General features: G+C 63.2%; 23 protein-coding genes and 5 tRNA genes. 15 read left to right on the top strand and 13 right to left on the bottom strand.

Going from position 1 to position 25,162, the window contains the following annotated elements; translation table 11 throughout:
* Window positions 1-50: 50 nt before the first annotated feature.
* Window positions 51-1,625 carry a sensor domain-containing diguanylate cyclase gene (locus tag CVS48_RS26550; RefSeq protein WP_100857060.1) on the top strand — a complete coding sequence of 525 codons (1,575 nt, stop codon included), beginning with the start codon at window positions 51-53 and terminating at the stop codon, window positions 1,623-1,625.
* Between the two features lie 25 nt (window positions 1,626-1,650).
* Here the strand turns inward: CVS48_RS26550 and CVS48_RS26545 are convergent, their stop codons facing one another.
* The gene (locus CVS48_RS26545; RefSeq protein WP_100857059.1) at window positions 1,651-1,905 is read right to left on the bottom strand and encodes a 6-phosphofructokinase; all 255 of its coding nucleotides are present in this window, start codon (window positions 1,903-1,905) and stop codon (window positions 1,651-1,653) included.
* A gap of 174 nt (window positions 1,906-2,079) precedes the next feature.
* Here CVS48_RS26545 and yddG point away from each other — a divergent pair, with 174 nt between their 5' ends.
* Window positions 2,080-2,985 carry an aromatic amino acid DMT transporter YddG gene (gene yddG, locus CVS48_RS26540; RefSeq protein WP_100857058.1) on the top strand — a complete coding sequence of 302 codons (906 nt, stop codon included), beginning with the start codon at window positions 2,080-2,082 and terminating at the stop codon, window positions 2,983-2,985.
* A 32-nt stretch (window positions 2,986-3,017) separates the two neighbouring features.
* On the opposite strand, the gene CVS48_RS26535 is transcribed toward yddG, so the two are convergent.
* Window positions 3,018-3,209 (bottom strand): hypothetical protein, encoded by a 192-nt coding sequence (locus CVS48_RS26535; RefSeq protein WP_100857057.1) that lies wholly within the window; start codon window positions 3,207-3,209, stop codon window positions 3,018-3,020.
* A gap of 161 nt (window positions 3,210-3,370) precedes the next feature.
* Here CVS48_RS26535 and CVS48_RS26530 point away from each other — a divergent pair, with 161 nt between their 5' ends.
* The 3 genes from CVS48_RS26530 (at window position 3,371) to CVS48_RS26520 (ending at window position 5,238) form a co-directional block, all read left to right on the top strand.
* Window positions 3,371-3,733 (top strand): hypothetical protein, encoded by a 363-nt coding sequence (locus tag CVS48_RS26530; RefSeq protein ID WP_242001145.1) that lies wholly within the window; start codon window positions 3,371-3,373, stop codon window positions 3,731-3,733.
* A gap of 172 nt (window positions 3,734-3,905) precedes the next feature.
* Window positions 3,906-4,097 (top strand): hypothetical protein, encoded by a 192-nt coding sequence (locus CVS48_RS26525; protein WP_100857055.1) that lies wholly within the window; start codon window positions 3,906-3,908, stop codon window positions 4,095-4,097.
* Between the two features lie 220 nt (window positions 4,098-4,317).
* On the top strand, window positions 4,318-5,238 hold the full coding sequence (locus tag CVS48_RS26520) for a hypothetical protein (protein WP_100857054.1): 921 nt from the start codon (window positions 4,318-4,320) through the stop codon (window positions 5,236-5,238).
* A gap of 119 nt (window positions 5,239-5,357) precedes the next feature.
* Here the strand turns inward: CVS48_RS26520 and CVS48_RS26515 are convergent.
* From CVS48_RS26515 to egtD, 3 genes are all read right to left on the bottom strand, one after another.
* Window positions 5,358-5,434: transfer RNA gene (locus CVS48_RS26515), tRNA-Met, on the bottom strand.
* A 127-nt stretch (window positions 5,435-5,561) separates the two neighbouring features.
* On the bottom strand, window positions 5,562-6,878 hold the full coding sequence (gene egtB, locus CVS48_RS26510) for an ergothioneine biosynthesis protein EgtB (protein ID WP_100857053.1): 1,317 nt from the start codon (window positions 6,876-6,878) through the stop codon (window positions 5,562-5,564).
* 36 nt (window positions 6,879-6,914) lie between these two features.
* Window positions 6,915-7,892 (bottom strand): L-histidine N(alpha)-methyltransferase, encoded by a 978-nt coding sequence (gene egtD / locus CVS48_RS26505; RefSeq protein ID WP_100857052.1) that lies wholly within the window; start codon window positions 7,890-7,892, stop codon window positions 6,915-6,917.
* Window positions 7,893-8,226: 334 nt separating this feature from the next.
* On the opposite strand from egtD, the gene CVS48_RS26500 reads away from it, so the two are divergent.
* Window positions 8,227-8,559, top strand: coding sequence for an ElaB/YgaM/YqjD family protein (locus CVS48_RS26500; RefSeq protein WP_050445943.1), 333 nt, complete (start codon window positions 8,227-8,229; stop codon window positions 8,557-8,559).
* 71 nt (window positions 8,560-8,630) lie between these two features.
* Window positions 8,631-10,070, top strand: a complete 1,440-nt coding sequence (locus CVS48_RS26495) for a phospholipase D-like domain-containing protein (protein ID WP_419191464.1) — start codon at window positions 8,631-8,633, stop codon at window positions 10,068-10,070.
* A gap of 36 nt (window positions 10,071-10,106) precedes the next feature.
* On the opposite strand, the gene CVS48_RS26490 is transcribed toward CVS48_RS26495, so the two are convergent.
* From CVS48_RS26490 to CVS48_RS26470, 5 genes are all read right to left on the bottom strand, one after another.
* Window positions 10,107-11,747, bottom strand: a complete 1,641-nt coding sequence (locus CVS48_RS26490) for an FMN-binding glutamate synthase family protein (protein ID WP_100857051.1) — start codon at window positions 11,745-11,747, stop codon at window positions 10,107-10,109.
* A 117-nt stretch (window positions 11,748-11,864) separates the two neighbouring features.
* Window positions 11,865-13,088 carry a YeeE/YedE family protein gene (locus CVS48_RS26485; RefSeq protein ID WP_100857050.1) on the bottom strand — a complete coding sequence of 408 codons (1,224 nt, stop codon included), beginning with the start codon at window positions 13,086-13,088 and terminating at the stop codon, window positions 11,865-11,867.
* A 168-nt stretch (window positions 13,089-13,256) separates the two neighbouring features.
* Window positions 13,257-14,537: an arsenic transporter gene (locus CVS48_RS26480; RefSeq protein ID WP_100857049.1), complete on the bottom strand. Its 1,281-nt coding sequence runs from the start codon at window positions 14,535-14,537 to the stop codon at window positions 13,257-13,259.
* A 9-nt stretch (window positions 14,538-14,546) separates the two neighbouring features.
* Window positions 14,547-15,491: an AEC family transporter gene (locus tag CVS48_RS26475; protein ID WP_100857048.1), complete on the bottom strand. Its 945-nt coding sequence runs from the start codon at window positions 15,489-15,491 to the stop codon at window positions 14,547-14,549.
* A gap of 33 nt (window positions 15,492-15,524) precedes the next feature.
* The gene (locus CVS48_RS26470) at window positions 15,525-16,427 is read right to left on the bottom strand and encodes a DMT family transporter (RefSeq protein WP_100857047.1); all 903 of its coding nucleotides are present in this window, start codon (window positions 16,425-16,427) and stop codon (window positions 15,525-15,527) included.
* Between the two features lie 112 nt (window positions 16,428-16,539).
* On the opposite strand from CVS48_RS26470, the gene CVS48_RS26465 reads away from it, so the two are divergent.
* Window positions 16,540-16,989, top strand: a complete 450-nt coding sequence (locus CVS48_RS26465) for a GNAT family N-acetyltransferase (RefSeq protein ID WP_404976432.1) — start codon at window positions 16,540-16,542, stop codon at window positions 16,987-16,989.
* A 116-nt stretch (window positions 16,990-17,105) separates the two neighbouring features.
* Here CVS48_RS26465 and CVS48_RS26460 read toward each other — a convergent pair.
* Window positions 17,106-17,190: transfer RNA gene (locus tag CVS48_RS26460), tRNA-Leu, on the bottom strand.
* Between the two features lie 140 nt (window positions 17,191-17,330).
* Here CVS48_RS26460 and CVS48_RS26455 point away from each other — a divergent pair.
* On the top strand, window positions 17,331-17,942 hold the full coding sequence (locus CVS48_RS26455) for a tRNA-uridine aminocarboxypropyltransferase (protein WP_100857045.1): 612 nt from the start codon (window positions 17,331-17,333) through the stop codon (window positions 17,940-17,942).
* 264 nt (window positions 17,943-18,206) lie between these two features.
* On the opposite strand, the gene CVS48_RS26450 is transcribed toward CVS48_RS26455, so the two are convergent.
* A tRNA-Leu gene (locus tag CVS48_RS26450) sits at window positions 18,207-18,291 on the bottom strand.
* Between the two features lie 102 nt (window positions 18,292-18,393).
* Window positions 18,394-18,478, bottom strand: a tRNA-Leu gene (locus tag CVS48_RS26445).
* A 279-nt stretch (window positions 18,479-18,757) separates the two neighbouring features.
* Here CVS48_RS26445 and rnr point away from each other — a divergent pair.
* From rnr to CVS48_RS26415, 6 genes are all read left to right on the top strand, one after another.
* Window positions 18,758-21,223 (top strand): ribonuclease R, encoded by a 2,466-nt coding sequence (gene rnr / locus CVS48_RS26440; protein WP_100857044.1) that lies wholly within the window; start codon window positions 18,758-18,760, stop codon window positions 21,221-21,223.
* 142 nt (window positions 21,224-21,365) lie between these two features.
* A complete protein-coding gene (gene rlmB / locus CVS48_RS26435; protein WP_100857043.1) occupies window positions 21,366-22,103 on the top strand; it encodes a 23S rRNA (guanosine(2251)-2'-O)-methyltransferase RlmB in 738 nt (245 codons plus the stop codon).
* Window positions 22,104-22,164: 61 nt separating this feature from the next.
* On the top strand, window positions 22,165-23,409 hold the full coding sequence (locus CVS48_RS26430) for a cystathionine gamma-synthase family protein (RefSeq protein WP_100857042.1): 1,245 nt from the start codon (window positions 22,165-22,167) through the stop codon (window positions 23,407-23,409).
* 57 nt (window positions 23,410-23,466) lie between these two features.
* Complete coding sequence (locus CVS48_RS26425) at window positions 23,467-24,147, top strand: Fe2+-dependent dioxygenase (RefSeq protein ID WP_100857041.1); 681 nt, start codon at window positions 23,467-23,469, stop codon at window positions 24,145-24,147.
* A gap of 357 nt (window positions 24,148-24,504) precedes the next feature.
* Complete coding sequence (locus CVS48_RS26420) at window positions 24,505-24,777, top strand: HU family DNA-binding protein (RefSeq protein WP_003812968.1); 273 nt, start codon at window positions 24,505-24,507, stop codon at window positions 24,775-24,777.
* Window positions 24,778-24,946: 169 nt separating this feature from the next.
* Window positions 24,947-25,022, top strand: a tRNA-Val gene (locus CVS48_RS26415).
* Window positions 25,023-25,162 lie beyond the last annotated feature (140 nt).

The following is a 25,162-nucleotide window of genomic DNA, read 5'->3' as shown; positions in this document are numbered from 1 at the left end:
ATCGCCGGGCAGGAAGTATCGGGAGGCGCATGGGTCCAAGGGGGAAAGCGATGGCTGATGGCGAGAGCCTGGCTGGCGCGAGGGCGCGTCCTCCACACCGGTATTCCATGCGGACCGGTTTGCTGACACTCGTGTTCGCCTGTATTTCGCCGGCGCTGGTCGTGGCGTCGGTGGCGGTGTACGAAAGCTATATCGTCCAAAAAGATCGGATCTTCCGCGACACCGTTTTCCTGGCTCGCAACCTCACCTCCATTCTTGACCGCGAACTTACCGGCGTTGAAGCCGGCGTGCAGATGCTGGCGTCTTCGCCCGACCTGCTTGGCGGCGATTTGGCCAGTTTCCATCAGCGTGCGCGGGACTCGGTGCGTTTTCAGATCGTGGACAGCTACGTCCTGACCGATCGGGATGGGCGGCAGATCATCAACACCTTGGTGCCCTACGGCGCGCGCTTGCCTTTGAGCGGTGCGCCGGAAGAACTGCGCCGGGTGTTCACCACGCGGGCGCCGGTGCTGACGGGCCTGTTCAACGGCGGGGTCACCAAGCGGCCGACGATTGCGATGGGCGTGCCGGTGGTGCGCGACGATAGTGTGGTCTACAGCTTGAATGTGGGCTTGTCTCCGGACCGCATCGGCAGCGCGCTGGGCCGACGTGCCTTGCCGGAAGGCTGGGTGGCGGCGGTTCTGGACGAATCCGGAACCATCATCGCCCGCACACGGGATGCCTCGACGTTCGTCGGCCAGAAAGCTGTGCCTGCCTTGGTGCAGGCGGTGCGGCAGGAAAACGAAGGCGCGTTTGAATCGGTAACCAAAGAGGGAACGCCCGTCTATACCGCCTTCAGCCGTTCGTCGCTGTCGGGGTGGACGGTTGCCGCTGGCGCGCCCATGACTTTGGTCACGACGAACCTGTACCGTTCCATCGCCTGGGTGGCGCTGGGCACGCTGTTCGCCTTCGGCCTGGGGCTATGGCTGGCACTGCGCCTGGCCAATCGGCTGACCTCGGCGGTGCAAGGGCTGGTGGGGCCGGCGTTGGCGCTGGGGGAAGGGCGTACGGTTGAACTGGCGGGCACCAGCGTCAAAGAGGCCGAGGAAGTGGGCACCGCGTTATTGCAGGCGTCGCGCATGCTGGCGCATGCCCAGCACCTGGCGCACTACGATCCCTTGACCGGCCTATGCAACCGCGTGCTGTTCGGAGAACTCATCCTGCGCGAACTGGCCGTGGCTCAACGCAGCGGCGATTCCTTTGCTCTGCTTGCGATTGACCTGGATGGCTTCAAGGCGGTCAACGACCTGCACGGCCATGCCGCGGGCGACACGGTGTTGAAGGAAGCTGCCGACCGAATGGCGCGGGCCATCCGCGTATCCGACGTGGCGGCCCGGCTTGGCGGCGATGAATTCGCCCTGCTGTTGATGGGCGTGCGCCAAGAGCAGGCGCAGCCGGTGGCCGAGGCCTTGGTCGAAAGCTTGTCGTTACCCTATCCGGGAATCCGCGTGGCCGTGTCGGCAAGCGTCGGGATTGCCATGTATCCCGACTCGGGCATCACCATGCTGCAGTTGCTGGAGCGTGCCGACGTCGCGCTGTACAAGGCCAAGGGGGAGGGCAAGCGGCGGGTGGCGTCGGATGTGTGATGTGTGACGCCGCGCGCGGGTGCGTTCAGGTGTCGGGTTGCGGTGCGGGTGGCGGCGCCAATGCCGTCAGGACCTCACCCGATGTCAAGCGATACCGCCGTTCGCCCAGGGCGATCACGCCTTCTCCGTCCGACGTTCTGAGGATGTAGCGGGAGGCCGCTTGCGGTCTGGGGCTGGAAGGACCCGGGTCGTCCGCCTGCAAGAAAACCTCTATCCGGTAAAGCCTGCCCGACTCCGTGCTGGCAAGCACATCGCTCAATCTACGTATGGAAATGGCCATGCGGCTAATACTCCCTCTTCTTTGATGTTTCAGTGGGTCTGTCGCGTTTCCCGGCGCGGGTGCGATTCGTGCCGGTAGGTCACTACGATAACGATAGGTTTTCGCTACACTGCCCGCCTGCTTCCGCGCCAGGGGGCGCCAAGCAAGCCAACAAGCAATCAAGCGAAAACGTTAATGCGATCATTTTCCGGCCGGAATGCGGCCACTCTCTTTGGTCTGTTGGCGATCCTGCTGTGGGGGTCGGTCGTGGGATTGATTCGCGGCGTCAGCGAGAACTTTGGTGCCGTCGGCGGCGCCGCGCTTATTTATACGGTAGGTTCGGTATTCCTTGTGTGTCTGCTTGGGTTTCCGACGTTACGGAATTTTCCGCGTCGTTATCTCATCGCGGGCAGTCTGCTGTTCGTCGCCTACGAAATCTGCCTGTCGCTATCGCTGGGATATGCCATTGATCGTGGCCAGGCAATCGAGTTGGGCATCGTCAATTACCTCTGGCCTTGCCTGACGGTGTTGTTGGCCATCGTGTTCAATGGCCAGCGCGCCAACGCCTGGGTGGTGCCGGGAATCTTGCTGTCGCTATGTGGCATTGCCTGGGTCGTGGGCGGTTCCGGCTTGTCTTGGGAGCGCACCGTCGCAAACATATCCAGTAATCCTCTCAGCTACGGATTGGCATTCGGCGGCGCCATTATCTGGGCCGTCTATTGCAATGTGACCAAGCGCTTTGCCAACGGCAAGAACGGCGTGGCGTTATTTTTCATGCTGACCGCCGCGGCATTGTGGGCGAAGTACTTTTTCAGCGCCGAGCCGCCATTGGTTTTCTCCGGGCCGGCCACGCTGGAGCTATGCATGACCGGCGGTGCGATGGCTGCCGGTTATGCCCTATGGAACGTGGGAATACTGAAGGGCAACCTGACTCTGCTGGCGACTGCCTCCTACTTCACCCCGGTGCTTTCCACGTTCTTCGCGGCCCTGTGGCTGTCCACCCGCTTGACCGCATCGTTCTGGCAAGGCGTGGCAATGGTCACCGCCGGTTCTTTGCTGTGTTGGGTAGCGACAAGAAGCAAATCCGCCCGGGGCGATTAGCCCGGGGCGGCTAAAACGCTTAGGCGGGGCAGTCAGTCGATCAACATCGATTGTGCGACCGCATACCCCAGCGGAATCAATAACAACGACGCGAAGGTTGAACTGACTATCGCCGCCGATATCTTCAGCCAGGGCTCAGGCCCCGCGCTTCGAATCGTTTGAATCACCAATCCGACGATACCCATAACCATCAAACAGCTCATTACCACTGCTACGTAAGTCATGTTGTCTCCGTCCTCGCCTGATTAAGGGATTCGGCGCCGCGTTGCGCGGTCTAGATGTTTGTACTGATTGTGCGCCTGTATCAGCGGACTTGGCCCTAGGGTTTTCCTGGCACGATTGCGCCAGTGTGGCGTTTTCGCCGCGGGCTCTGCAGCATGAATCCATGTGCGCGCGCAACATTTCAAACAGTGTGCGAAAGCGCGTTGATGCGTGGGCCGATTGCGCTACGATGGCTGCACAACCCCCACGGAAAATCCAGAAAATGACGCAGAAATTGCGCCCCGGCACGCGCGCCACGCTTCAGGTCAGGCAACTCTTGCCGGGAGAGTTTGCGTGGATCATTACCTTGCTTGATCCCGAAAGCGGCAATGTGCACAGCACCAATTATTCAGAAAAGCGCTACGGCAGCCAGGATGAAGCGTCGGCCGCGGGCAAAGCCGCCGTCGTGGAATTTCTGGGCGCGGGGGCAAAAAATGGCTTGGCGGGGATAAAGGACAACAAGCCGGACGGCAAGCCCAAGCCCTGAGCAAGCCGGATTCGTGAACCGCTGATTGGTGAATCGCTTATGGAAGCCCTCGCAAGAGGGCTTTTTGCTGGGCGTGAACCAAACGAAGCAGGACCACGGCGGGGCAGCATGTGGGAACGGTATTTGCTGAAGGGCTGGTGGCGCGCTTGGCGCCGCCAGAGGAGAACAAGCCATGTCCCAAATTCCGCATCGCGAGCCCGGCTTGCCGGACGACCTGCCGCCGGATGATCCGTCCTTGCCCGGCAACCTGCCGCCGGACGACCCGCTGCCGGATCCGAATCAGCCGCCCGATGATCCGCCGCTCGTTGATCCGACCCCACCGGCGCCGGATCCGCGCCTGCCGGGCGCGATCGACCTGGCCTGAATGCCAGGCCGCGCTAATCGAAGAACTTAAAAGGAGACTGTCATGCGTTCCATTTTGCTGTGGCTGCTTGGCGTGCCTATTCCCATCATCATCCTGCTGGCACTTTTCTGGCATTGACGCCGGGCGGCTTGCGTAGCGGCGCCGTTCGGTATTTTCGTGCGGATGTGCCGATGAGTATTACGCACGGCCGGCGCCACAAAACAATGAACAAGGAATCACCATGGAAAACGCATCATCTTCAAGCCTGGCCTACGGCGGCGCCGTTCCACCGCGTGAGTCGGCAATATCGGGGGTGTCCTGGGCAGCGGTGTTCGCTGGCGCCGTCATCGCGGCGGCGCTGTCGCTGGCATTGTTTGCCGGCGGAACGGGGCTGGGCTTCCTTTCCGTTTCCCCGTGGGGCGACGAGGGCATGTCGGCGCCCGCCGTGGGTATCGGCATCATTGCGTGGATGCTGTTCACGCAGATCATTTCGTACGGCATTGGTGGGTACGTGGCCGGACGTTTGCGCACCAAGTGGGTCGATGTGCATTCGGATGAAATCTACTTCCGCGATACCGCGCATGGCTTTCTGGTGTGGGCCCTGAGCGCGGTCGTCAGCGCGGCGCTGCTGGGTTCGGCGCTTGCAACGCTTGCGTCAGGCGCAGCCAAAGCGGGCGCAGCGGTTGCGTCAGGGGCGAGCACGGCGGTCACGGCAACGGCGGCAGCAGGCGCGGCGGGGGCGGGTGGTGGCGGCATGGACCGCGCGACCGAATATTTCACCGATACGCTGATGCGCTCTGATCGGCCTGACGCAACTGGTGACCGTGGCACTGCCCGCGCGGAAGTGGGCCGTATCGTGGCCATGAGCCTGGCGCGCGGCGATATGACGCCCGAAGACCGCGACTACGTGGTCAAGGTGGTAGCCGCGCAAACCGGCCAGGATCCTGCCGTTGCGCAGCGCCGCGTTGAGCAGACCATCGCCAACGCCAAGAAGGCGGCGGAAGACGCCAAGCAAAAAGCCAAGGAAGCTGCCGACCAGGCCCGCAAGGCCGCCGCCGCGTTCGCGCTGTGGGGCTTCGCATCAATGCTGATCGGCGCCTTCGTGGCAAGCCTGGCCGCAACCTGGGGCGGCAAGCGCCGCGATACGTTGCGGACGCTGTAGTTGGGCTGGTTGCACTGGTTGCACTGGTTGCGTTCCGGCTGTGTTGTAGTTTTGCGTTGTAGTTTGCATACGCCGTAAACGCAAAAGGCCCTCACCGAAGTGAGGGCCTTTTTAATTCTTGGTGGCGCATCCCTGATTCGAACAGGGGACCTGCGGATTATGATTCCGTCGCTCTAACCGGCTGAGCTAATGCGCCAATCCTTGTTCGTTATTCAGTGTTGCTGCGGCATCTGTTCCGTAGCGCTGATCAACGAAGAACGAAATTCTAGCATGAAACTTTTTTTGTTTGCAAGCGGGCTCGCGGCAAAAAAATAGGAAGTGATTCAAACATCCCTAGCCAGGCGGATCCCCGAAAACTGCCAGCGGGCTTCAGGCGGAAAGAAATTGCGGTAGCTTGCGCGGACGTGGTCGCGTGGCGTGGCGCAGGAGCCGCCGCGCAGCACGTACTGGTTGCACATGAACTTGCCGTTGTATTCGCCCACGGCGCCGGCGTCGGGCTTGTAGCCGGGGTAGGCGTCGTAGGCGCTTGAGGTCCATTCCCAGGTATCGCCAAACAATTGGACCGGGCCGCCCGAGCCGTTGCGGGCCGGGGCCGGGCGCGGATCCAGGTGTCCGTTTTCAAGCATGTTGGCGCGGCCGGGAAAAGCAGGGTCGGCCAGTTGCCGGGCGGCGTGTTCCCATTCCGCTTCGCGCGGCAAGCGTACGCGTGCCCAGCGCGCGTACGCGTCGGCTTCGAAGTAGCTCACGTGCGTGACGGGAGCCTGTAGTTCCAGTTCATGCATGCCGCGTAAGGTGAAGACGCGCCAGTCGTCGCGTTGGCCTTCCCAGTAAAGCGGCGCGCGCCAACCTTCGGCGCATACGCGGTCCCAGCCTGCCGACAACCAGAGTTCGGGCCGCTTGTAGCCGCCGTCCTGGATGAACGCCAGGAATTCGTGTTGCGTGACAAGCCGGTCGGCCAGATGGAACGGCGCCAGCAGCACCTCGTGGGCAGGGCCTTCGTTGTCGAAGCCAAAGCCTCGGCCGTCGTGTCCGATGCGCGTGATGCCGCCGCCGTAGCGCGTCCAGCCAGCCGGCGTCGCGGGCGGTAATGCCGGCGAACCCGATGCCACGTAGGCGGGCTTGAGCGGGTTGAAGGACAGCATGTGCTTCACGTCGGTAAGAATCAGTTCCTGATGTTGCTGTTCGTGGTTCAGGCCCAGCTCCAGCAAGGCGTCGAAGGCCGGATCGTTGCCGCCCAGACGCGAGATCAGGTCGTGCATGGCGGTGTCGACATGTTGGCGGTACTGCTGCACGTCGGCGAGTGTGGGCCTCGACAGCAGGCCGCGCTGGGGGCGTGGATGCTTGGCGCCGATGGCGTTGTAGTAGGAGTTGAACAGCATGCGGTACTGCGGGTGGAAGGCGCTGTAGGCAGGGTGGAAGTGCGTCAGCAAAAACGTTTCGAAGAACCAGGTGGTGTGCGCCAGATGCCATTTGACGGGGCTACAGTCCGGCATGGATTGCACTTGGCAATCTTCAGGGCTCAACGGCGCGGCGAGCGCGGTGCTGGTGGACCGCACGGCGTCGTAGCGATCGTGCTGGCCGGCCTGTCCGCCCGCGTAGGGACCGGTGGCGGGATGAGTCAGCAGGCAGGCAGGGTCCATGGCGATCCTCCAGTGGCGTTAAGGGGAAAGCCCACGTTATGCGCGGGCGCTGAAAACCGAAAACCAGCCGCGCGAATCCGACCAGTGGGCAATGTCGTGAAAGCCCGCGCTTTGCAGCAGATCGGAGAAGGCTTGCGGGGTGAACTTGTAGGAATTTTCGGTATGAATGCGTTCGCCAGGGCGGAACTCGCGCTCGCCGCCCGGCCAGCACACGCGCACCGCGCGAAGGGCTTCCAGATGCATTTCGACGCGCGAGCGAGCGCTGTTGAAGAGCGCGACGTGACGCCAGTCCGCCACATCGAAATCGGTGTCCAGCACGGTGTTGACGTGCCGCAGCAGATTCAGATTGAAGGCGGCGGTAAGGTGCAGGGCGTCGTCGTAGGCGGGTTCAAGCACCTGCTTGGGCTTGACGCGGTCCACACCAAGCAACAAGCCACCGCCTTCACATTGCGTGCGGATACGTTGCAGCATGGCGTGCGCGTCTTCGGGGCTAAGGTTGCCGATGCTGGAACCGGGGTAGAAGAACAGCCGCTGTGCTTCAGGCACGCCGGCAGGCAGAGCCAGCACCTGCGAAAAATCCTGGCCGACCGGCGTGATGTTCAGATCCGGGTACGACAGCCGTAGTCGTTCGACTGCGGTCTGCAGGTAGTCGGCAGAAATATCGATCGGAATGTAATGCTTGGGTCGAAGCCGAGCAAACAGTCGTTCGGCTTTCACGCAATCGCCGGCGCCCAGGTCGATCATGGATTGCACCGGCCCGACATGGCGCGCGATGTCCTGGCCATGACGCTGGAAAATCTCCGCTTCGCACCGCGTGGGGTAGTACTCGGGCAATTGGGTGATTGCGGTGAACAGCGATGAGCCCAGCGCGTCGTAAAGGTACTTGGGGTCGATATGGGCGGGATCGTCCAGCAGGCCGTCCCGCAGTTCGGCTTGTTCAGGGCTGGGGGCCGACGATGCGCGCTCGAAGAAGTCGGAGGCGGCGTGGGCAAGCACTGCGGAAGGGGAAACCATGCGTTCATTCCTTTTTCTGAGGCAGTTGAAGCGCATTGCAAGGGGGTTATTGTGGCGGCCAGGGGGGTTCCGGTGTCAAGCGCCAAGCCGCTGAATGCAATGGACTTTTACGAAATCGGAAAACGGGGGCGGAAAACGCGCGCCCGGGTCCTTGTGACCGCACCAGCAAGTTTCGGTCCGCTGAAATATCGAATTACGGCTGGTTGCGAAAGCTGGAGCGGCGGCGGCGAATGATCGGCACAATGAAGTTCTGGTCAACGGGATGACGTTGCCATGTGCGTCGAAGCACGCGGCGGGCGGCGTCCCAAGGACTCAATATTTTCAAGGAGCGACTATGAATCGAAAGCACCAACGCGCCGAGATGGCTCTGCATCGCGATCGGGTCAATGACAGCTTCCGCGACCTGGTCGCCGGAACTGAAGATCTCTTGCGCTCGACGGCTTCCTACACGGGCTCCGAAATTGAATCCGCGCGCGCGCGCTTGAAGCAGCAACTGGCCGAAGCCCGCCACCACGCGGGTGATTGGGAAGGTGCGGCGCGCGAACGTGCGTATCGCGCCAAAGCTTATGCCGATGAGTACGTGCATGAAAACGCCTGGAAGTCGGTGGGCGTGGCAGCGCTGCTGGGCGCGGTGCTGGGGTGCCTGGTGGCAAGCGGCCGGCGTTAAACCGGGCTTCTCTCGTGAAGCCGCCTCCGGCCCAGGGCCGGATTGAATCCGCGCCGGGCAAGCCTGGATGGCTGCCCGGCGCGCGCCGTTGGGCACGTGCGCTGTTGCTGATCTGTGCCGCCACGGTGGCGGCGGGTTGCGCCAGCGTGCCCGATGCGCAGGAACGCCAGGCGCGCAAGGCGCAGGCCGGCCTGTCCGCTGACGCGGCCCGCGACAGTTACCGCCGCGGGCATGGCATTGCGGCGGATCCCGACACGCCCAAAGACGATTTCCTTGCGCGGCACCTGGCGGTGGAGCAAGCCGTCAGCGGCGCGCCGCTGTCAGCCGGCAACCGGGTCAAGCTGCTGGCGGACGGGCCCAGTACGTATCGGGCCATGCTGCAATCCATCGCGCAGGCCCGCCGCTACGTGCACATGGAAACGTACATTTTTGAGGACGACGCGGAAGGCGCCCGCTTCGCCGAGGCCTTGATCGCCGCGCGCAACCGGGGCGCCGAGGTGGCGCTGATGGTGGATGCCGTCGGCACCATCAAGACCCCCGACGCCTTGTTCCAGCGCATGCGCGACGCGGGCGTGCAAGTCGCGGTGTTCAACCCCGTCAATCCCGCCAGCGCGCGTGCCGGCTGGTCTCCCAACCAGCGCAATCACCGCAAGGTGCTGGTGGTGGACAGCAAGGTCGGCTACGTGGGTGGCATCAATGTCAGCAGTGTGTACGAGTCGTCGCCAGGCGCGGCCTCGGGCTCCGGCCCGGGCTCGGGCGGCGGGGCCGGCGCGAAGCAAGATGATCCCAAGGCGACGAAGGGCAAGGGTGATGCCAAGGCCTCACCCTGGCGCGACACGCATCTGCGCATCGAAGGGCCGGCGGTCGAGCAACTGGAACAGGTGATACAGGCGGGGTGGGCGTCGCAGTCAGACGAGCCGATCAAGGGGGGCGGTACCCAAGTCGCCGCGCCCGTGGGGTCGACAACCGTGCGCATCCTGGCCAATCAGCCCGATCGCAGCGACGGCTATACCGTTTACCTGACGCTGATGTCCGCGTTTGAAAGCGCGCAGAAGTCCATCCACATCACCATGGCGTACTTCGTGCCCGACCCGGCCTTCATCGACGTGCTGTCGGCGGCCGCGCGGCGGGGCGTGGATGTGGTGTTGGTGTTGCCGGGTTTCAGCGATTCGTCGCTGGTGTTCCATGCGGGGCGCTCGCACTACACCGACTTGCTCGATGCGGGCGTGAAACTCTATGAGCGGCGCGACGCCTTGCTGCATGCCAAGACGGCGGTGGTTGACGGGGTCTGGTCCACGGTGGGGTCCAGCAATATGGACTGGCGTAGCTTCGCCTTGAACTACGAAATCAACGCGGTGGTGCTGGGGCCGGAATTCGCCACTGAAATGGAAGCGCTGTTCCAGCGTGATGTTGCCGACTCGGTGCGCATTACCCCAGAGGCGTGGGGCCAGCGCGGTGTCGACGACCGCTTCATGGAAACCTTTTCGCGGATGTTCGAGCGCTGGCTGTAGCCCGCGCATCGCCCATCCGCGAAAAGGGCAAAAACCCTATGCGCGGTGTTCGGCCATCGCCGTGGTGATGTCCTGGGTGGGCTGGAACGACGCCGCTTGCGCCATCGCCCAACCCACGCGGAAGACCTGGTGGCGGAATTCGCCACGCAGCAGTTCACCCGGCGCCAACTCGGGAAACAGCGCGGACAGCAGACGGATTTCGCTGGGCGAGATGCGGCGCGCGATGTGATGCGGGCGCAACTGGTTCGGGTGGGTCAAGCCCGCTGCGGCCAGAAGTTCGGCCAGTGCGTGCAGTGTATTGCGCTGAAAGTCAGCCACGCGCTGCGCCTTGTCCGGCACCACCAGCGCGCGTTGCCGCAAGGGGTCTTGCGTGGTGACACCGGTGGGGCATTTGCCGGTATGGCAGGCTTGGGCCTGGATGCAGCCGATGGCAAACATGAAGCCGCGCGCGGCATTGCACCAGTCGGCGCCCATGGCCATCACGCGCGCCATGTCGAACGCGGTGATGATCTTGCCCGATGCGCCCAGCTTGATGCGGTCACGCAGGTTCACACCGATCAGCGTGTTGTGCACCAGGCGCAGCGCTTCGCGCAAGGGCGTGCCCACGTGATCCACGAATTCCACGGGCGCGGCACCCGTGCCGCCTTCCGCGCCATCGACCACGATGAAGTCCGGCGTGATGTTGGTTTCAAGCATGGCCTTGACGATGGCAAACCATTCCCACGGGTGACCCACGCAGAACTTGAAGCCCACCGGCTTGCCGCCCGACAATTCCCGCAGGCGCGCCACGAATTTCAGCAGCCCGATGGGCGTGTCGAAGGCCGAGTGGCTGGCCGGGGAATTGCAGTCCTGCCACGCGACGACGCCGCGCGCTTCCGCGATTTCGATCGTGACTTTGCTCGCGGGCAAGATGCCGCCATGGCCGGGCTTGGCGCCTTGGGACAGCTTGATTTCAATCATCTTCACCTGCGGCGTACAGGCGTTCTTGATGAAGGCTTCTTCCGAAAACGCGCCGTGTTCGTCGCGGCATCCGAAATAGCCCGAGCCGATGTTCCACACCAGGCTGCCGCCAGGTTGGCGATGGTAGCGGCTGATGCCGCCTTCGCCGGTGTCGTGCGCGAAGTTGCCCTGGCGCGCGCCTTCATTCAGCGCCAGCACGGCGTTGGCCGACAGTGCGCCGAAGCTCATGGCCGACACGTTGAAGGCCGACATGGAATAAGGTTGCGTGCAATCGGGCCCGCCCACCGTTACGCGAAAATCCGTGTCGTTGATGTGCGAGGGCGACATGGAATGGTTGATCCATTCATAGCGGTCGCCGTAGACGTCTTCCTGCGTGCCGAACGGGCGCTTGTCGACTTCGCGCTTGGCGCGCTGGTAAACGATGGAGCGTTGCGCGCGCGAGAACGGCGCAGCATGCGTATCGTCTTCCAGGAAATACTGGCGGATCTCGGGCCGAATGAACTCGAACAGGAAGCGCAGATTGCCAATGACGGGGTAGTTGCGACGGATGGCATGGCGGGTCTGGATCAGGTCGTACACGCCCAGTGCGCCCAGCATTGCCAGAGGAACGGCGGCCCACAGCCACCAGAGCGAACTGGTGAAAGCCAGGACGGCGGTGACGGCAGCGCCGGCCAGGGTCAACAAAAAGGCCGTGTAACGGCCAAGCATCCAACTCATGTTCCTCTCCGTGATGCGGAATTGCAGCAACCATACACCAGCCGGCAGCGCCCCAAAAAGAAAGCCCCCTGAAAACAGGGGGCCGTGCGTGGAACACTGTTTTTCAACAGCGGGGCATCAGCAACTGGAGGCTTGCGAGGTTTTTTCCACCGCCAGGCCGAAAGCGGGGCGCAGGTGCACGCCCAGAGCGCTGCCTGCGAAGGCGGCCGGCAGCCACAGCCAGGCGTGCAGGCTGCCCGACAGGATGCCGCTGAAGTAGGCGCCGATATTGCAGCCGAACGCCAGGCGCGAGCCATAGCCCAGCAACAGACCGCCGATGACCGCACCCGCCAGCGAACGCGCGGGTACCTTCCAGACGGGGGCGAACTTGCCCGCGGCGCTGGCCGCCGCCAGTGCGCCCAGCATCAAACCGATGTCCATGACGGTGGTGACGTCCTGGCGCAGGGGAGCGCCCAGCGACGGCTGCTTGGCCCAGTAGGCCCAGCTTGCAACGTCACCACCGACGGCGTTCAAGGTCTTGGCGCCCCACAGGGCGAAGGCCGACGTGATGCCCCAGGGGCGGCCGGCCAAGGCCAGCGTGGCGAAGTTCAGCACCACCAGCGCCACGCCGCCCCAGATCAGCGGCCAGGGGCCTTGCAGCAAGGACACGGGGCGCGACGTGCGCGATGCGAAGGAAATCACGTGCCCGTGGCGGCGCTTTTCAAGCGCGGTCGCGCCCCAGGCGATCAGCGCGAACACGGCCAGGTTGGCGATCAACGCGGGCGCCAGGCCCCAGGTCTTGATCAGCGAGGTGGGCGCCAAGGCGGGCAGGGCGGACCACCATTCGAAGTTGGCGGTGGCAACGACCGAACCCACAATGAAGAACAGCAGCGTGACCAGCATGCGGGTATTGCCCCCGCCCACGGCGAACAGGGTGCCAGAGGCGCAGCCGCCGCCCAGCTGCATGCCGACGCCAAAGAGAAACGCACCCAACAGCACCGACACGCCCGGCGGCGACACAAAGCCCGTGACCGGTTGGCCAAACAGCGTGCCCGCTGCCAGGAAGGGGAAGAACAGCAGCACGCCCACGCCCAGCATGAGCATCTGCGCGCGCAGGCCCGCGCTGCGGCGGTCAGACACAAACACGCGCCAGGCTTGCGTGAAGCCGAAAGAGGCGTGGTACAGCGTGACGCCCAACAGCGCGCCGATGACCCATAGCGCACCCTGGCGCCAACTGACGGTCTGAAGCAGATACAGCGCGCCGGCCAACAGCAGCAGCAGGGCAATCCAGAGCGGCTTGCGGTTGATGTGGATGGGCGGCAGGGCCGCGGGCAGGGGCAGGGTCGAGGCGTTGGAGCTCATGGGGTATCCCGGTGGGATCGGATTCGTCAAAGCAAACGGGCGCAAGAAATGGCGCCCGTGGATATGCATGAGAGTTTACGGCGGCTGTTTAATTGCTCATACCATCAATTAATGCTTGCCTAATAACTAAAAGTTATTAGAGGGCGGCGCCAAGGGGATTCCCCAGATTTACTGCAAGCGCCACACCAGCGCCGCCAGGGTCAAGAGCAACACGGGCAGCGTCAGCACGATACCCACCTTGAAGTAATAGCCCCAGGTGATGCGCAGCCCTTTGCGCGCAAGCACGTGCAGCCAAAGCAGGGTAGCCAGGCTGCCGATGGGCGTGATCTTCGGACCCAGGTCGCTGCCGATGATGTTGGCGTAGATCATCGCGTCTTTCAGCGGGCCGGTGGCGCTGGTGTCGGCGATCGACAGCGCGCCCACCAGCACGGTGGGCAGGTTGTTCATGATGGACGACAGGAATGCCGTGATGAGTCCCGTGCCCATCGCCGCGCCCCACAGCCCATACTCGGCGCACCAGTCCAGCACCCGCGCCAGATGCGCGGTCAGGCCGGCGTTGCGCAGGCCGTAGACAACCAGGTACATGCCCAGCGAGAAGATCACGATGTGCCAGGGCGCTTCGCGCATGATCTTGCGCGTGCCCACGATGTGCTGGCGTCCCGCGATCAAGAGCAGGCCCAGCGCCCCGGCCGCCGCGATGGCGCTGACCGGAATGCCCATCGGTTCCAGCACGAAGAATCCGGTCAGCAGCAAGCCCAGCACGATCCAGCCGGCCCGAAAGGTGACCGGGTCGCGAATGGCCGAGGCGGGCGCGGGCAGTTGGCTGACGTCATAACGCGGCGGAATGCTCTTGCGAAAGAACAGCAGCAGCACCACCAGCGTGGAGCCCACCGCCATCAGGTTCACCGGCAGCATCACCGAGGCGTACTCCCCAAAGCCGATGCCGAAGAAGTCGGCCGACACGATGTTCACCAGGTTCGAGACGATCAGCGCAATGCTGCCGGTATCGGCGATGAAGCCCGCCGCCATCACGAAGGCCAGCGACGCGCCCGGCCCAAAGCCCAGCGCCAGCAGCATTTCCATGACGATGGGCGTCAGGATCAAGGCCGCGCCGTCATTGGCGAACAGCGCCGACACGGCGGCGCCCAACAGCACGATCAGCACGAACAACAGCCGCCCGCGTCCGCCGCCCCAACGCGCCACGTGCAGCGCGGACCATTCGAAGAAGCCGGCTTCATCCAGGATCAAGCTGGTGACGATGATGGCGATAAAGGTGGCGGTGGCGTTCCAGACGATGCGCCAGACATCCGCGATGTCGGCCACGTGGACCACGCCGGTGGCCAACGCCAGGCCGGCGCCGATGACCGCGCTCCAGCCGATGGACAGGCCCCGTGGCTGCCAGATGACGAGCGTGATGGTCAGGATGAAGATGGCGGCGGCAAGCAGCATGACAGGCAATCAGGAAATGGGGTGGGCGCTGATCCAGGCCACCAGCAAGCTGACGGTGAGCACGGACGCGACGGTGGAAACGAGAATGGCGCGCGAGGTCACGCGGGCGTCGCGCCCGTACATCTTCGCCAGCATGAAGGGGCCCGTGCCAATGGGAAGCGCGCTCATCAGCACGGCGGTCCAGGCCCACAACGGCGGCATCGAAAACACATAGAACGCCAGCACCGCGGTAACGGCGGGCTGCAGCAGTAGTTTGCCGACCACCAGGCGCAGCACGCCGGGGCCCGCGGTGGCGGTCTCCGTCTGCGCCAGGAACAAGCCGATGGTGACCAGTGCGCAAGGGCTGGCCGACGCGCCTAGCAGGGCGACGTAGCGGTCGATACCTTCGGGCAGCGTCAGGCCGGTAGCCGCCCAGGCCAGGCCGAGCACCGGCGCGGCCAGCAAGGGGTTGCGCATCAACGCGCGGCCCACCTTGAGCAGTGTGACGCCGACGTTGGGGGCTTGTTGCCGGTCGAACTCGATCAGGGCGATGGCAAAGCCAAACAGGACGCTGGCGGTCAGCAAGGTGGTGAACGCGGCGGGCGCCAGGCTTTCCGCGCCAAACAGCGCCACGCACAGCGGGATGCCCATGTAGCCCGCATTGGCATAGGACGCCGCCAGGCCTTCGATGCTGCGGTCGGTGAGTGGGCGCCGTCCACCCCGGCCAGGCAGGAAAGACACCAGGAAGGTGACGGCGATGCCGCCCGCGAAGGCGGCCACAAAGCCCCAGTGCGCCATATGCGCCAGATCCACCTGCGTCATGGCGCGAAACAGCAGCGCCGGCAAGGACAGGTAGACCACGTAGCGGTTCAAGGCGTCTGTGGCGCCGGGTCCCAGCACCTTGCCCCGGGCAGCCAGCCAGCCGGTCAGGATCAGCGCGAAGACCGGCAGGGCGGCAGTGATGACGGCGTTCATGGATAGGGGCGTGGGCGCGGGAAGGCGCTCATTCTACTTGGATGGCTGTGGATTCCGGCGCGCGCTGCGGCTAACCAGCAGAATGCCCGCCGCGGCCAATGCCATGCCTGGCCACGCCAGCGCCGGGATGGGTTCGTCCAGCGCCAACAGCGCAAAAATGGCGGCGCAGGGTGGCACCATGAAGAAGAGGGCGGACACGCGAGAGGCTTCGCCGTGCCGGATCATGGTCAGCAGCAAGGTGATGGCGACCAGCGAATTTCCCACGACAAGGTACGCCAGCGCGGCCAGCAACGGGCCGGTCCATTCAATGTGCATGGGCTCAAGCGCGAACGCCAGTGGCGCGGTCACGGCGAGCCCGACGGCGTACTGCACCAGGTTGGACGTGACGGGATGCGTGGCCGCGCCGTAGCGCTTTTCGTAGAGTGTGCCGCTGGTGATGCAAAGCAAGGCGCCCACGGCAAACAGCAGCCCTAGCGGCGCCAGCACATCGATGGACGCCTTGGCCACGATGACGAGCGCGGCACCCGCAACGCCCAGGCCCAGCCCCGCCCAGCGCCGGGCGTCGACCCTTTCATGCGCGATCATGGGCGCCAACAGGCCGATCAGAATGGGTTGCAGCGAAGCAATCAACGCAAGCCCGGCGGCGGACATGCCTAGTTTGAGTGACAGGTAGGTGCAGCAGAAATAACCGGCCTGCAACAGCACGCCGACCATGGCCAGATGGCCCCATGCCCGCGCGCCTTGGGGCAGAGGCGGGCGCATGATCAGCATGAACGGCGCCAGGATGAGCACGACGCAGGCGTAACGCACGGCCAGGAAAGTCAGCGGATCGGCGTAAGCCAAGCCGATCTTCAGCACAACGAAGCCGCTGGACCACAACAACAGGAAAAGCGCGGGGGCGGCTTTCAACCAGGTCGGGGGCGCGGCGGGCGTCATGTTGGGTGAGGGCAACGTGGGCAAGCCGCGATCGTACCCCTTTTCGTCTCGTTGTCATCCCTGCGAGAATGCGGCGTAGGATATTTATTGTTGATCTGCCGCACGCGAGGAAATGGAGATGTCGACCAACAAGCAATCAGCGGTGCGTATTGCCCTCGGTACCTGGGACCGCCTGCGCGACGATGCCTATTCGGTCCGCCACGAGGTGTTCGTGGTTGAACAGAAGGTGCCGCCGGAGGTAGAGCTGGATGATGACGACGCCGTGTCGGTGCATGCGGTGGCCTATGGCCCCGACGGCACGCCGATGGGCACGGGGCGCCTCTTGCCCGATGGGCATATCGGCCGCATGGCCGTTCACAAGCGGGCGCGTGGCATGGGGGTGGGCGGTCAGTTGCTTAACGCCCTGATCGAACAGGGCCATGGCGACGGGCACCGCATGCTGGTGCTGCACGCGCAAAAGCATGCCGCCGGTTTCTATGAGGCGCACGGCTTCACCGTCGAGGGCGAAGAGTTCATCGAAGCCGGCATTCCGCACGTCGTGATGACGCGCGAACTGAAGTAGGGCACTACGCGCCGCCCCGCCACGTCGGGCGCGGCAAGAAAAGAAAAAACCCCGGTCGCTTTCACGAACGGGGTTTTTCTTGGCGCATCACGACAGGTACCTCGTGATGTAATAATTGGTGCCCAGGAGAGGACTCGAACCTCCACACCTTGCGGCACACGGACCTGAACCGTGCGCGTCTACCAATTCCGCCACCTGGGCTATGTTGCTCTTCCCTATGCTTCACATGTTTCGTCGCTTGCGCGGCGTTTCTTGTTCAGCAGCAGAGAAGCGAGATTATGCACATTTTTTTTGGCGTGCGCAAGCAAGAGTTTATTGGCCAGCGTTTATAGTGTCGCCCCATGTCTCGAGCCCTATGCACGCGTTGCCTGCGCCCCGAATCCCACTGCCTGTGCGCGCTTATCCCCGCCTTGTCATGCCGCACCCGTCTGTTGGTGCTGCAGCATCCCAGTGAAGCGCGCCATGCCTTGAACACGGCCAGGTTGGCGGTGCTGGGTTTGGCCGGCGCGCGGCGCGTGGTGGGCGAAACCTTCACGCCGGATGTGTGGGAAAAGCCGGGCTACGCGCACCGTCTGCTGTTTCCAGGGCCTGCCGCCGACGTCTTGACGCCCGGTTATGGCCGGGATCTAGGTCAGCCGATTCAATTGATTGTGCCGGACGGTACCTGGGGGCACGCGCGCAAGCTGCTGCATATCAACCCGGAGCTGGCGGCGCTGCCGCGCGTGATGCTGCCGGCGGGGCTGACGACACGCTATCGCGTTCGCCATGCCGACATTCCGGGCGCGCTATCCACCGTTGAAGCCGTGACGCACGCCTTGAACGCAATCGAATCCCCGATGAATGTCGACGCGTTGTTGCGGCCGTTCGAAGCGCTGATCGACGGGCAGATCGAAGGGATGGGTGAGGATCTTTATGCGCGCCATCATTTGCAGCGCAAGGTGCCGTGGCGTTAATGTCTTCACCCATGGCTAGGTGGGAAGAGGGCGAATAATCAAATCGGCTGGGCGCAAATCGGGTGCATCGGATAATGCGCCCGATGTATCGATTGTCAGCCCCGAATGTCAGCCCCGAATGTCAGCCCCGAATGTCAGCCCCGAATGTCAGCCGCTTGCGCTTATCGGCGCGCATAAAGCAAAAGCCCCGAGCATCTTTCGATATTCGGGGCCTTCAGCCTTGCTATCAACCCAGCGCTGACGCTGTTCTGACTTATATGCGGGTGGTGCCCAGGAGAGGACTCGAACCTCCACACCTTTCGGCACACGGACCTGAACCGTGCGCGTCTACCAATTCCGCCACCTGGGCACTGGAAGAGCTATTTGCTCTAGCAGGTTTGCTGCTGGTACTGCTTGTAATGCTGCTTCTTGCTATCCAACCCGTTTGAAAACGGATTCGATTTAAATTCCGTGGTGCCCAGGAGAGGACTCGAACCTCCACACCTTGCGGCACACGGACCTGAACCGTGCGCGTCTACCAATTCCGCCACCTGGGCACTGAGAGATACTTGTCAGAACTATGTGATACGCTGCGGCCCTAGTTGCATTGTTTTTATTAAGCGCTGTATGTGAATTTCAACTTGCGTTGTTTTCAACATACTGACTTAACTAAAACATGCGTCCTGAGCGCACTTGGTTTTACAATGTGGTCTTTCGACCTAGGGTGGCAAGCTTGGTTTTGACACCTGATTTGCAACCCTTCTGACCATTTCTGCTTCAGTGTTCAGCCTTGGGCGAACCACAGAAGCTGCGCATTATATACGGAAATTTCAGCTTTGGCAAAACGATCGAATAACGAATCGAAAAACAACAGATCAACATCCTTGCCCGAAGCGCCGCCGGACTTCGACCCTGACGTCCCGTCCCGTGAAGCCATTCTGACCGCGCTGCGTTCCGCAGGTTCGCCGTTGTCTCCGGTGGAATTGGCCGAACGCATGGGCGTCGAGCGCGCGGCGACGATGGTCGGATTTGAACGCCGCCTGGGCGCCATGGAGCGCGACGGCCAGCTTATGCCCAACCGCAAGGGCGTCTTGCTGTTGGCCACCAAATTGGACTTCGTTGCCGGCAAGGTGCTGGGTCACCGCGACGGCTTCGGTTTTCTGCTGCGCGATGATGGCGGGCCGGACTTGTTCCTGTCCCCGCGCGAAATGCTCAAGGTGCTGCATGGCGACCGCGTGCTGGTCAAGCCCACCGGCGAATACCGGGGCAAGCCGGAAGGCACCATCGTTGAAGTCATTGAGCGCCGCACCAATAAGCTGGTGGGCCGCTTCTTGCACGAGCATGGCTTGTCCATCGTTGTGCCGGAAGATCAGCGCATCAAACACGACATCCTGATTCCTCCCAGCGATACCAATGGCGCCCAGCATGGGCAGGTGGTCGCGGTTGAAATCATTGAGCAGCCCACTCGCCACACGCAGCCGTTGGGCCGTGTGGCCGAAGTGTTGGGCGAAATCGACGACCCCGGCATGGAAATCGAAATTGCCGTGCGCAAGTTCGACGTGCCGGTCGAATTCTCGGAAGCCGCCCGCAAGCAGGCAGCCCGCCTGCCTGACGTGGTGCGCAAGAGCGACCTGAAAGACCGCGTTGATTTGCGCGACGTGCCGTTGATCACCATCGATGGCGAAGACGCGCGCGACTTCGACGACGCCGTGTATTGCGAACCCGTCGAGCTCGGCACGGGCCAACGCAAGCGTCCTGGCTGGCGCCTGCTGGTGGCCATTGCCGACGTCAGCCATTACGTGCGTCCCGGCGATGCGCTGGACGACGACGCCATCGAACGCGGCACCAGCGTGTACTTCCCGCGCCGCGTCATTCCGATGTTGCCGGAATCCCTGTCCAACGGGCTGTGTTCGCTGAACCCCGACGTAGACCGCCTGGTGCTGGTGTGCGACATGGTGATCCCCGCGACGGGCGCCAAGGCCGGCACGGTCACGGCCTACCAGTTCTATAACGCGGTGATGCACTCGCAGGCCCGCACCACGTACACGAACATCTGGGCCGCGTTGCAGCAGCCCGGTGGCCCCGCCGCCGCCGCGATGCGCAACGTGTTGCCGCATGTCCAGCACCTGTACGAGCTTTTCCAACTGCTGGTGCAGGGCCGCAAGAAGCGGGGCGCCATTGATTTCGACACCGTTGAAACCAAGATCGTCTGCAACGAGCTGGGCCGCATTGAACAAATCGTGCCGTCGGTGCGCAACGATGCCCACAAGCTGATTGAAGAATGCATGCTGGCCGCCAACACCTGCGCGGCCGACTTCATGACGCGCAGCAAGCATCCCGGCCTGTACCGCATCCACGAAGGCCCCACGCCGGAACGCCTGCAGTCGCTGCGCGAATTCCTGCGTACGATGGGCTTGTCACTGGGCGGGGGCGACATGCCCACGGCCAAGGACTACGGCGATTTCCTCGATACCGTGCGCGGCCGTCCCGATTACCAGTTGCTGCAGTCGATGTGCCTGCGATCCATGCAGCAGGCCGTCTACAGCCCCGACAACATGGGCCACTTTGGCTTGGCTTACCCGGGCTACAGCCACTTCACGTCCCCCATTCGCCGCTACCCCGACTTGCTGACGCACCGTGTCATCAAGGCGCTGTTGGCCGGGCAGCGCTATGTGCCCAGCCTGGACGACCATGCGGTGGTCATCGGTCGCACGCAGAAAGAACATGAACAGGCCATCTGGGAAAAGATGGGCCTGGTGCTGTCGGCCACCGAACGCCGCGCCGATGAGGCGTCTCGCGACGTCGAGGCCTGGCTCAAGTGCTGGTTCGTCAAGGAACGTGTGGGCGAGGACTTCAGCGGCACCGTGACTGGCGTGGCCAGCTTTGGCATCTTCGTCACGCTGGATACGCTGCACGTTGAAGGGCTGGTGCACGTGTCCGAACTGGGCGGCGAGTACTTCCAATTCAACGATGGGCTGCATGAACTGCGCGGCGAGCGCACGGGCATGCGCTACCGCCTGACCGACAAGGTGCAGGTGCAGGTGGCGCGAGTTGATCTGGAAGCGCGCCGTATCGAGTTCCGTCTGGTGCAGGGCACGAGTTTCGACGCCTTGCGCAAGGCATCTGCCCGGGGTCCTGACGAGCCGGTGCGCCGCGTGAAGAAGGCGGCGGCGCCGAAACCGGCCGCGCTGAAAGGCCAGACCGCCAAGGAACGCCGCGCGGACGCCAAGAAAGCGGGCAAGCCGCCTCGGGCGGCCAAGCGCGCCGCCCCGGCAAAAAAGGCGACGCACAAGCGCCATTGACCTTCAGGTTGATGGTGCCTTCATGGCCGCCCCGCCGTAGGGCGGTACGGCCATAAGGGGTAACATTGCGTTGATGGCCGGCTTGGTCCGGTAGCCCGCCCCCTTTGGGGCGGGTATTCGTTTATCTAAAGGTATTGCATTTATGGCGTCGACCCAAGTTCTAGCCGGGTTTCACGCGGTTGTCGCGCGGCTGCGCCACGCGCCCGAGTCGATCAAGGAAATCTATGTCGAGGCCTCGCGCCGCGACAAGCGCATGCAGACGTTCATCGAACAAGCCGAGAAGGCGGGCTGCCGCGTGCATCCGGTTCCGATGGAGCGACTGGACGGGCTGTCGCGCGGCACGCGCCACCAAGGCGTGGTTGCCCTGGCCGACGAGCGCCAGTTGGCGGTGGACGTGGACGAAGTGCTCGACGTGATCGAAGGGCCGCCGCTGCTGTTGATTCTGGACGGCGTGACGGACCCGCACAATCTGGGCGCCTGCCTGCGTACGGCTGATGCGGCCGGCGTGCACGCCGTGATCGCCCCGCGTGACCGCGCGGTGGGGTTGAACGCCACCGTGCAGCGCGTGGCTTGCGGCGCGGCCGATACCGTCCCCTATCTGATGGTGACCAATCTGGCGCGCACCATGCGCAGCCTGAAGGACCGCGGCGTGTGGCTGGTGGGCACTGATGACCAGGCCACCGAGAGCATGCACCAGATCGACGCGCGCCAGCCCATGGCGTGGGTGATGGGGGCCGAAGGCGAGGGCATGCGACGCCTGACCCGCGAAACCTGCGACCAGTTGGTGAATATTCCGATGCTGGGTTCGGTGGAAAGCCTGAACGTCAGCGTCGCCAGCGCCGTCTGCCTGTACGAAACCGTGCGTCAGCGCAAAGCCTGACCGGTTCGGCCGACTTTTTAGCCTGAGCTTTTTTTCCAGATCTTTCTTTATTCAGCCCATCATGCACCAGAACGGCTTTACCACCACGATCCTCCATTCCGACCGCCAGCAATCCGTCGAGCACGGAGCGGTGCACAAGCCGATGCATCCGTCATCGGAATTCGCCTACGACGACGCGCGCGAGCTGGCCGCGGTGTTCCAGGGCAAGGCGGGCTTTACGTACGCACGCCAAGGCACGCCCACCACCACGGCGCTGGAAGCCAAGATCAATCACATGGAAGGCGGCAAGGGCACCGTCAGCTTCGCCACGGGCATGGCGGCGCTGTCGGCCATCTTCACGACCCTGCTACGCCGCGGCGACCACATGGTGTCCAGCCAGTTCGTGTTCGGCAATACCAACAGCCTGCTGGGCACGCTGCTTGAGTTGGGCGTCGAGATCACCTTTGTTGACGCCACGGACGCGGCGCAAGTGCGCGCGGCCATTCAACCGAACACGCGCATGGTCTTCACGGAAACCATCGCCAACCCGGGCACGCAAGTGGCTGACCTGGCCGTGATCGGCGAGATCTGCCGCGAAAAGAATCTGGTCTACGTCGTGGACAACACCTTGACGTCGCCCTGGATGTTCCGCCCGTCAGCCGTGGGGGCGTCGCTGGTGATGAATTCGCTGTCGAAATACATCGGCGGCCATGGCAACGCGCTGGGTGGCGCGGTGACGGACACGGGCCTGTATGACTGGGCCGATTACTCCAACATCTACGACGCCTACCGCAAGGGTCCGTCCACCAGTTGGGGTCTGACCCAGATCAAGAAGAAGGGCTTGCGCGACATGGGCGGCACGCTGGCGGCCGAGCCCGCGCACCGCATCGCGGTGGGCGCCGAGACGCTGGCGTTGCGCATGGCCAAGCACTGCGCCAACGCGCTGGCGCTGGCCCGCTTTCTGAACGAGCACCCTGGCGTGGCCAAGGTGCATTACCCCGGCCTGGCGGGTCACGCGCAGCATGCGCGCGCCGCCGCCTTGTTCGGCTCGCGCTTTGGTGGCTTGCTGGGCGTGGAGCTGGCCGATGGGGTGGACTGCTTTGATTTCCTGAACCGCCTGCGCATTGTGCTGATGGCAACGCACCTGGGCGACACCCGCAGCCTGGCTCTGCCTGCCGCGCACACCATCTATTACGAGATGGGCGCCGAACGCCGCAAGCAAATGGGCATCGCGGACAGCCTGATCCGTGTGTCGGTCGGCATCGAAGACGAGGCCGATCTGCTGTTTGATTTCGATCAGGCGCTCAATGCTTGCCTGAAGGGATAATTCGGCAACGGCGTGCCGGACGTCTTTGCGACTGGCACGCTTCAAGGACTCCGGCTCATGCTTATACAGATTGCAGACGTTTTCACGCCCGACGAGGCGGCTGATATCCGCCAGCGGCTGGATGCCTCCGAATGGGTGGACGGCAAGGTCACGGCGGGCTACCAGTCCGCCGAGGTCAAGCGCAACCGTCAGTTGCCCGAACAGCATCCGTTGGCGCAGGAACTGGGCAACCTGATCCTGCAGCGGCTGGCCACGAACAACCTGTTCATGTCAGCGGCCTTGCCGCGCAAGATCTTCCCGCCCCTGTTCAACCGTTATGAGAGCGGCGAGGCCTTTGGCTACCACGTGGATAACGCGGTGCGGGGCATCACGGGTACGGCCGAACGCGTGCGCACGGACTTGTCCGCCACGCTGTTTTTCTCGGAACCTGATTCCTATGACGGCGGCGAACTCGTCATCGATGACACCTACGGACCGCGCGCGGTGAAGTTGCCCGCGGGGCACATGGTGTTGTACCCGGGTACCAGCCTGCACAAGGTGAATCCGGTGACGCGCGGTGCGCGCGTCAGTTCGTTTTTCTGGATGCAAAGCCTGGTGCGCGAAGATAGCCAGCGCGCATTGCTGCTGGACATGGACGTGGCCATCCAGCGGCTGAATCAAGACGTGGCGGGGCATGCATCGATCGTGCAACTGACCGGCATTTATCACAATTTGCTGCGCCGCTGGGCGGATGTTTGATTCAGGCTTGAAGTGTTTTCTTTGGTGTCGCGCAAACCCCGAAATGCGCGTTTGTGTTTATTGCGAAAGCGGCTAAAAGCTAGTATTGGCGCGGGTTGTGGTGAGGTTTTTGCTTGACAGCGGCTCTGCGCCAAGGCCTAATACACCTCTGCGTCGCTGACGGTTTGAAGGCATTTATGCCATCAAATCCTAAGCGGCGCAGCAGTTTAAAAGTTGTGCTTTTGCAGCGCAAGAAAAGTCTATCCACTGTCTGTTCGTCGTTTGTCGGACCTTGCGATTAGTTGGTGGCGTCCCCTCATGACAGCCATGAACCCCACGGTCTCGCCAGACTCCATACCTTGTGAGGGGTACACCTGAATGAACAAAACTGAACTCATCGATCACATCGCCAGCAAGGCCGATATCTCCAAGGCTGCCGCCGGCCGTTCGCTCGACGCCCTGATCGGTGCCGTCAAGACCACGCTGAAGAAAGGCGGCACGGTAACGTTGGTTGGCTTTGGCACGTTTGCCGTGTCGGCTCGCGCTGCTCGCACCGGCCGTAACCCGCGTACGGGCGAAACCATCAAGATCAAGAAGGCCAAGGTGCCGAAGTTCCGTCCGGGCAAGGCCCTGAAGGACGCCGTCAACTAATGGACGGCAAGGCAATCGCAGGGCACCGGCCCCACGCGATTTGCCGACAATGACGCGGTCCGGTATACTCCGGCCCGCGTATTGCTTTTGAGTACCCCGAGTTGGCTGCGAATTGGTCACTGCCTTGAACGAATCATCGAGTTCAAGCAGCACTGAAAGTGTCAGGATCGGGTGCTTAGCTCAGTTGGTAGAGCGGCGCCCTTACAAGGCGTAGGTCACAGGTTCGACCCCTGTAGCACCCACCAAAAGCAACATCCGCAACATTCGCAACATTCGCATTTTTGCCGATTCTTCCAGCGAAACCCGCACACCTTAACGTGGCGGGTTTTTTGCTTTGGGCGCCGCTCGCTCCGCCCGCCTTCTTTTGCGCTTTCGCAAGCTTTCT

Source organism: Achromobacter spanius (assembly GCF_002812705.1).
Taxonomy (GTDB): domain Bacteria; phylum Pseudomonadota; class Gammaproteobacteria; order Burkholderiales; family Burkholderiaceae_B; genus Achromobacter; species Achromobacter spanius.
Note: the sequence above shows the minus strand (reverse complement) of the source record. Positions and strands in the feature narration are given on the sequence as shown.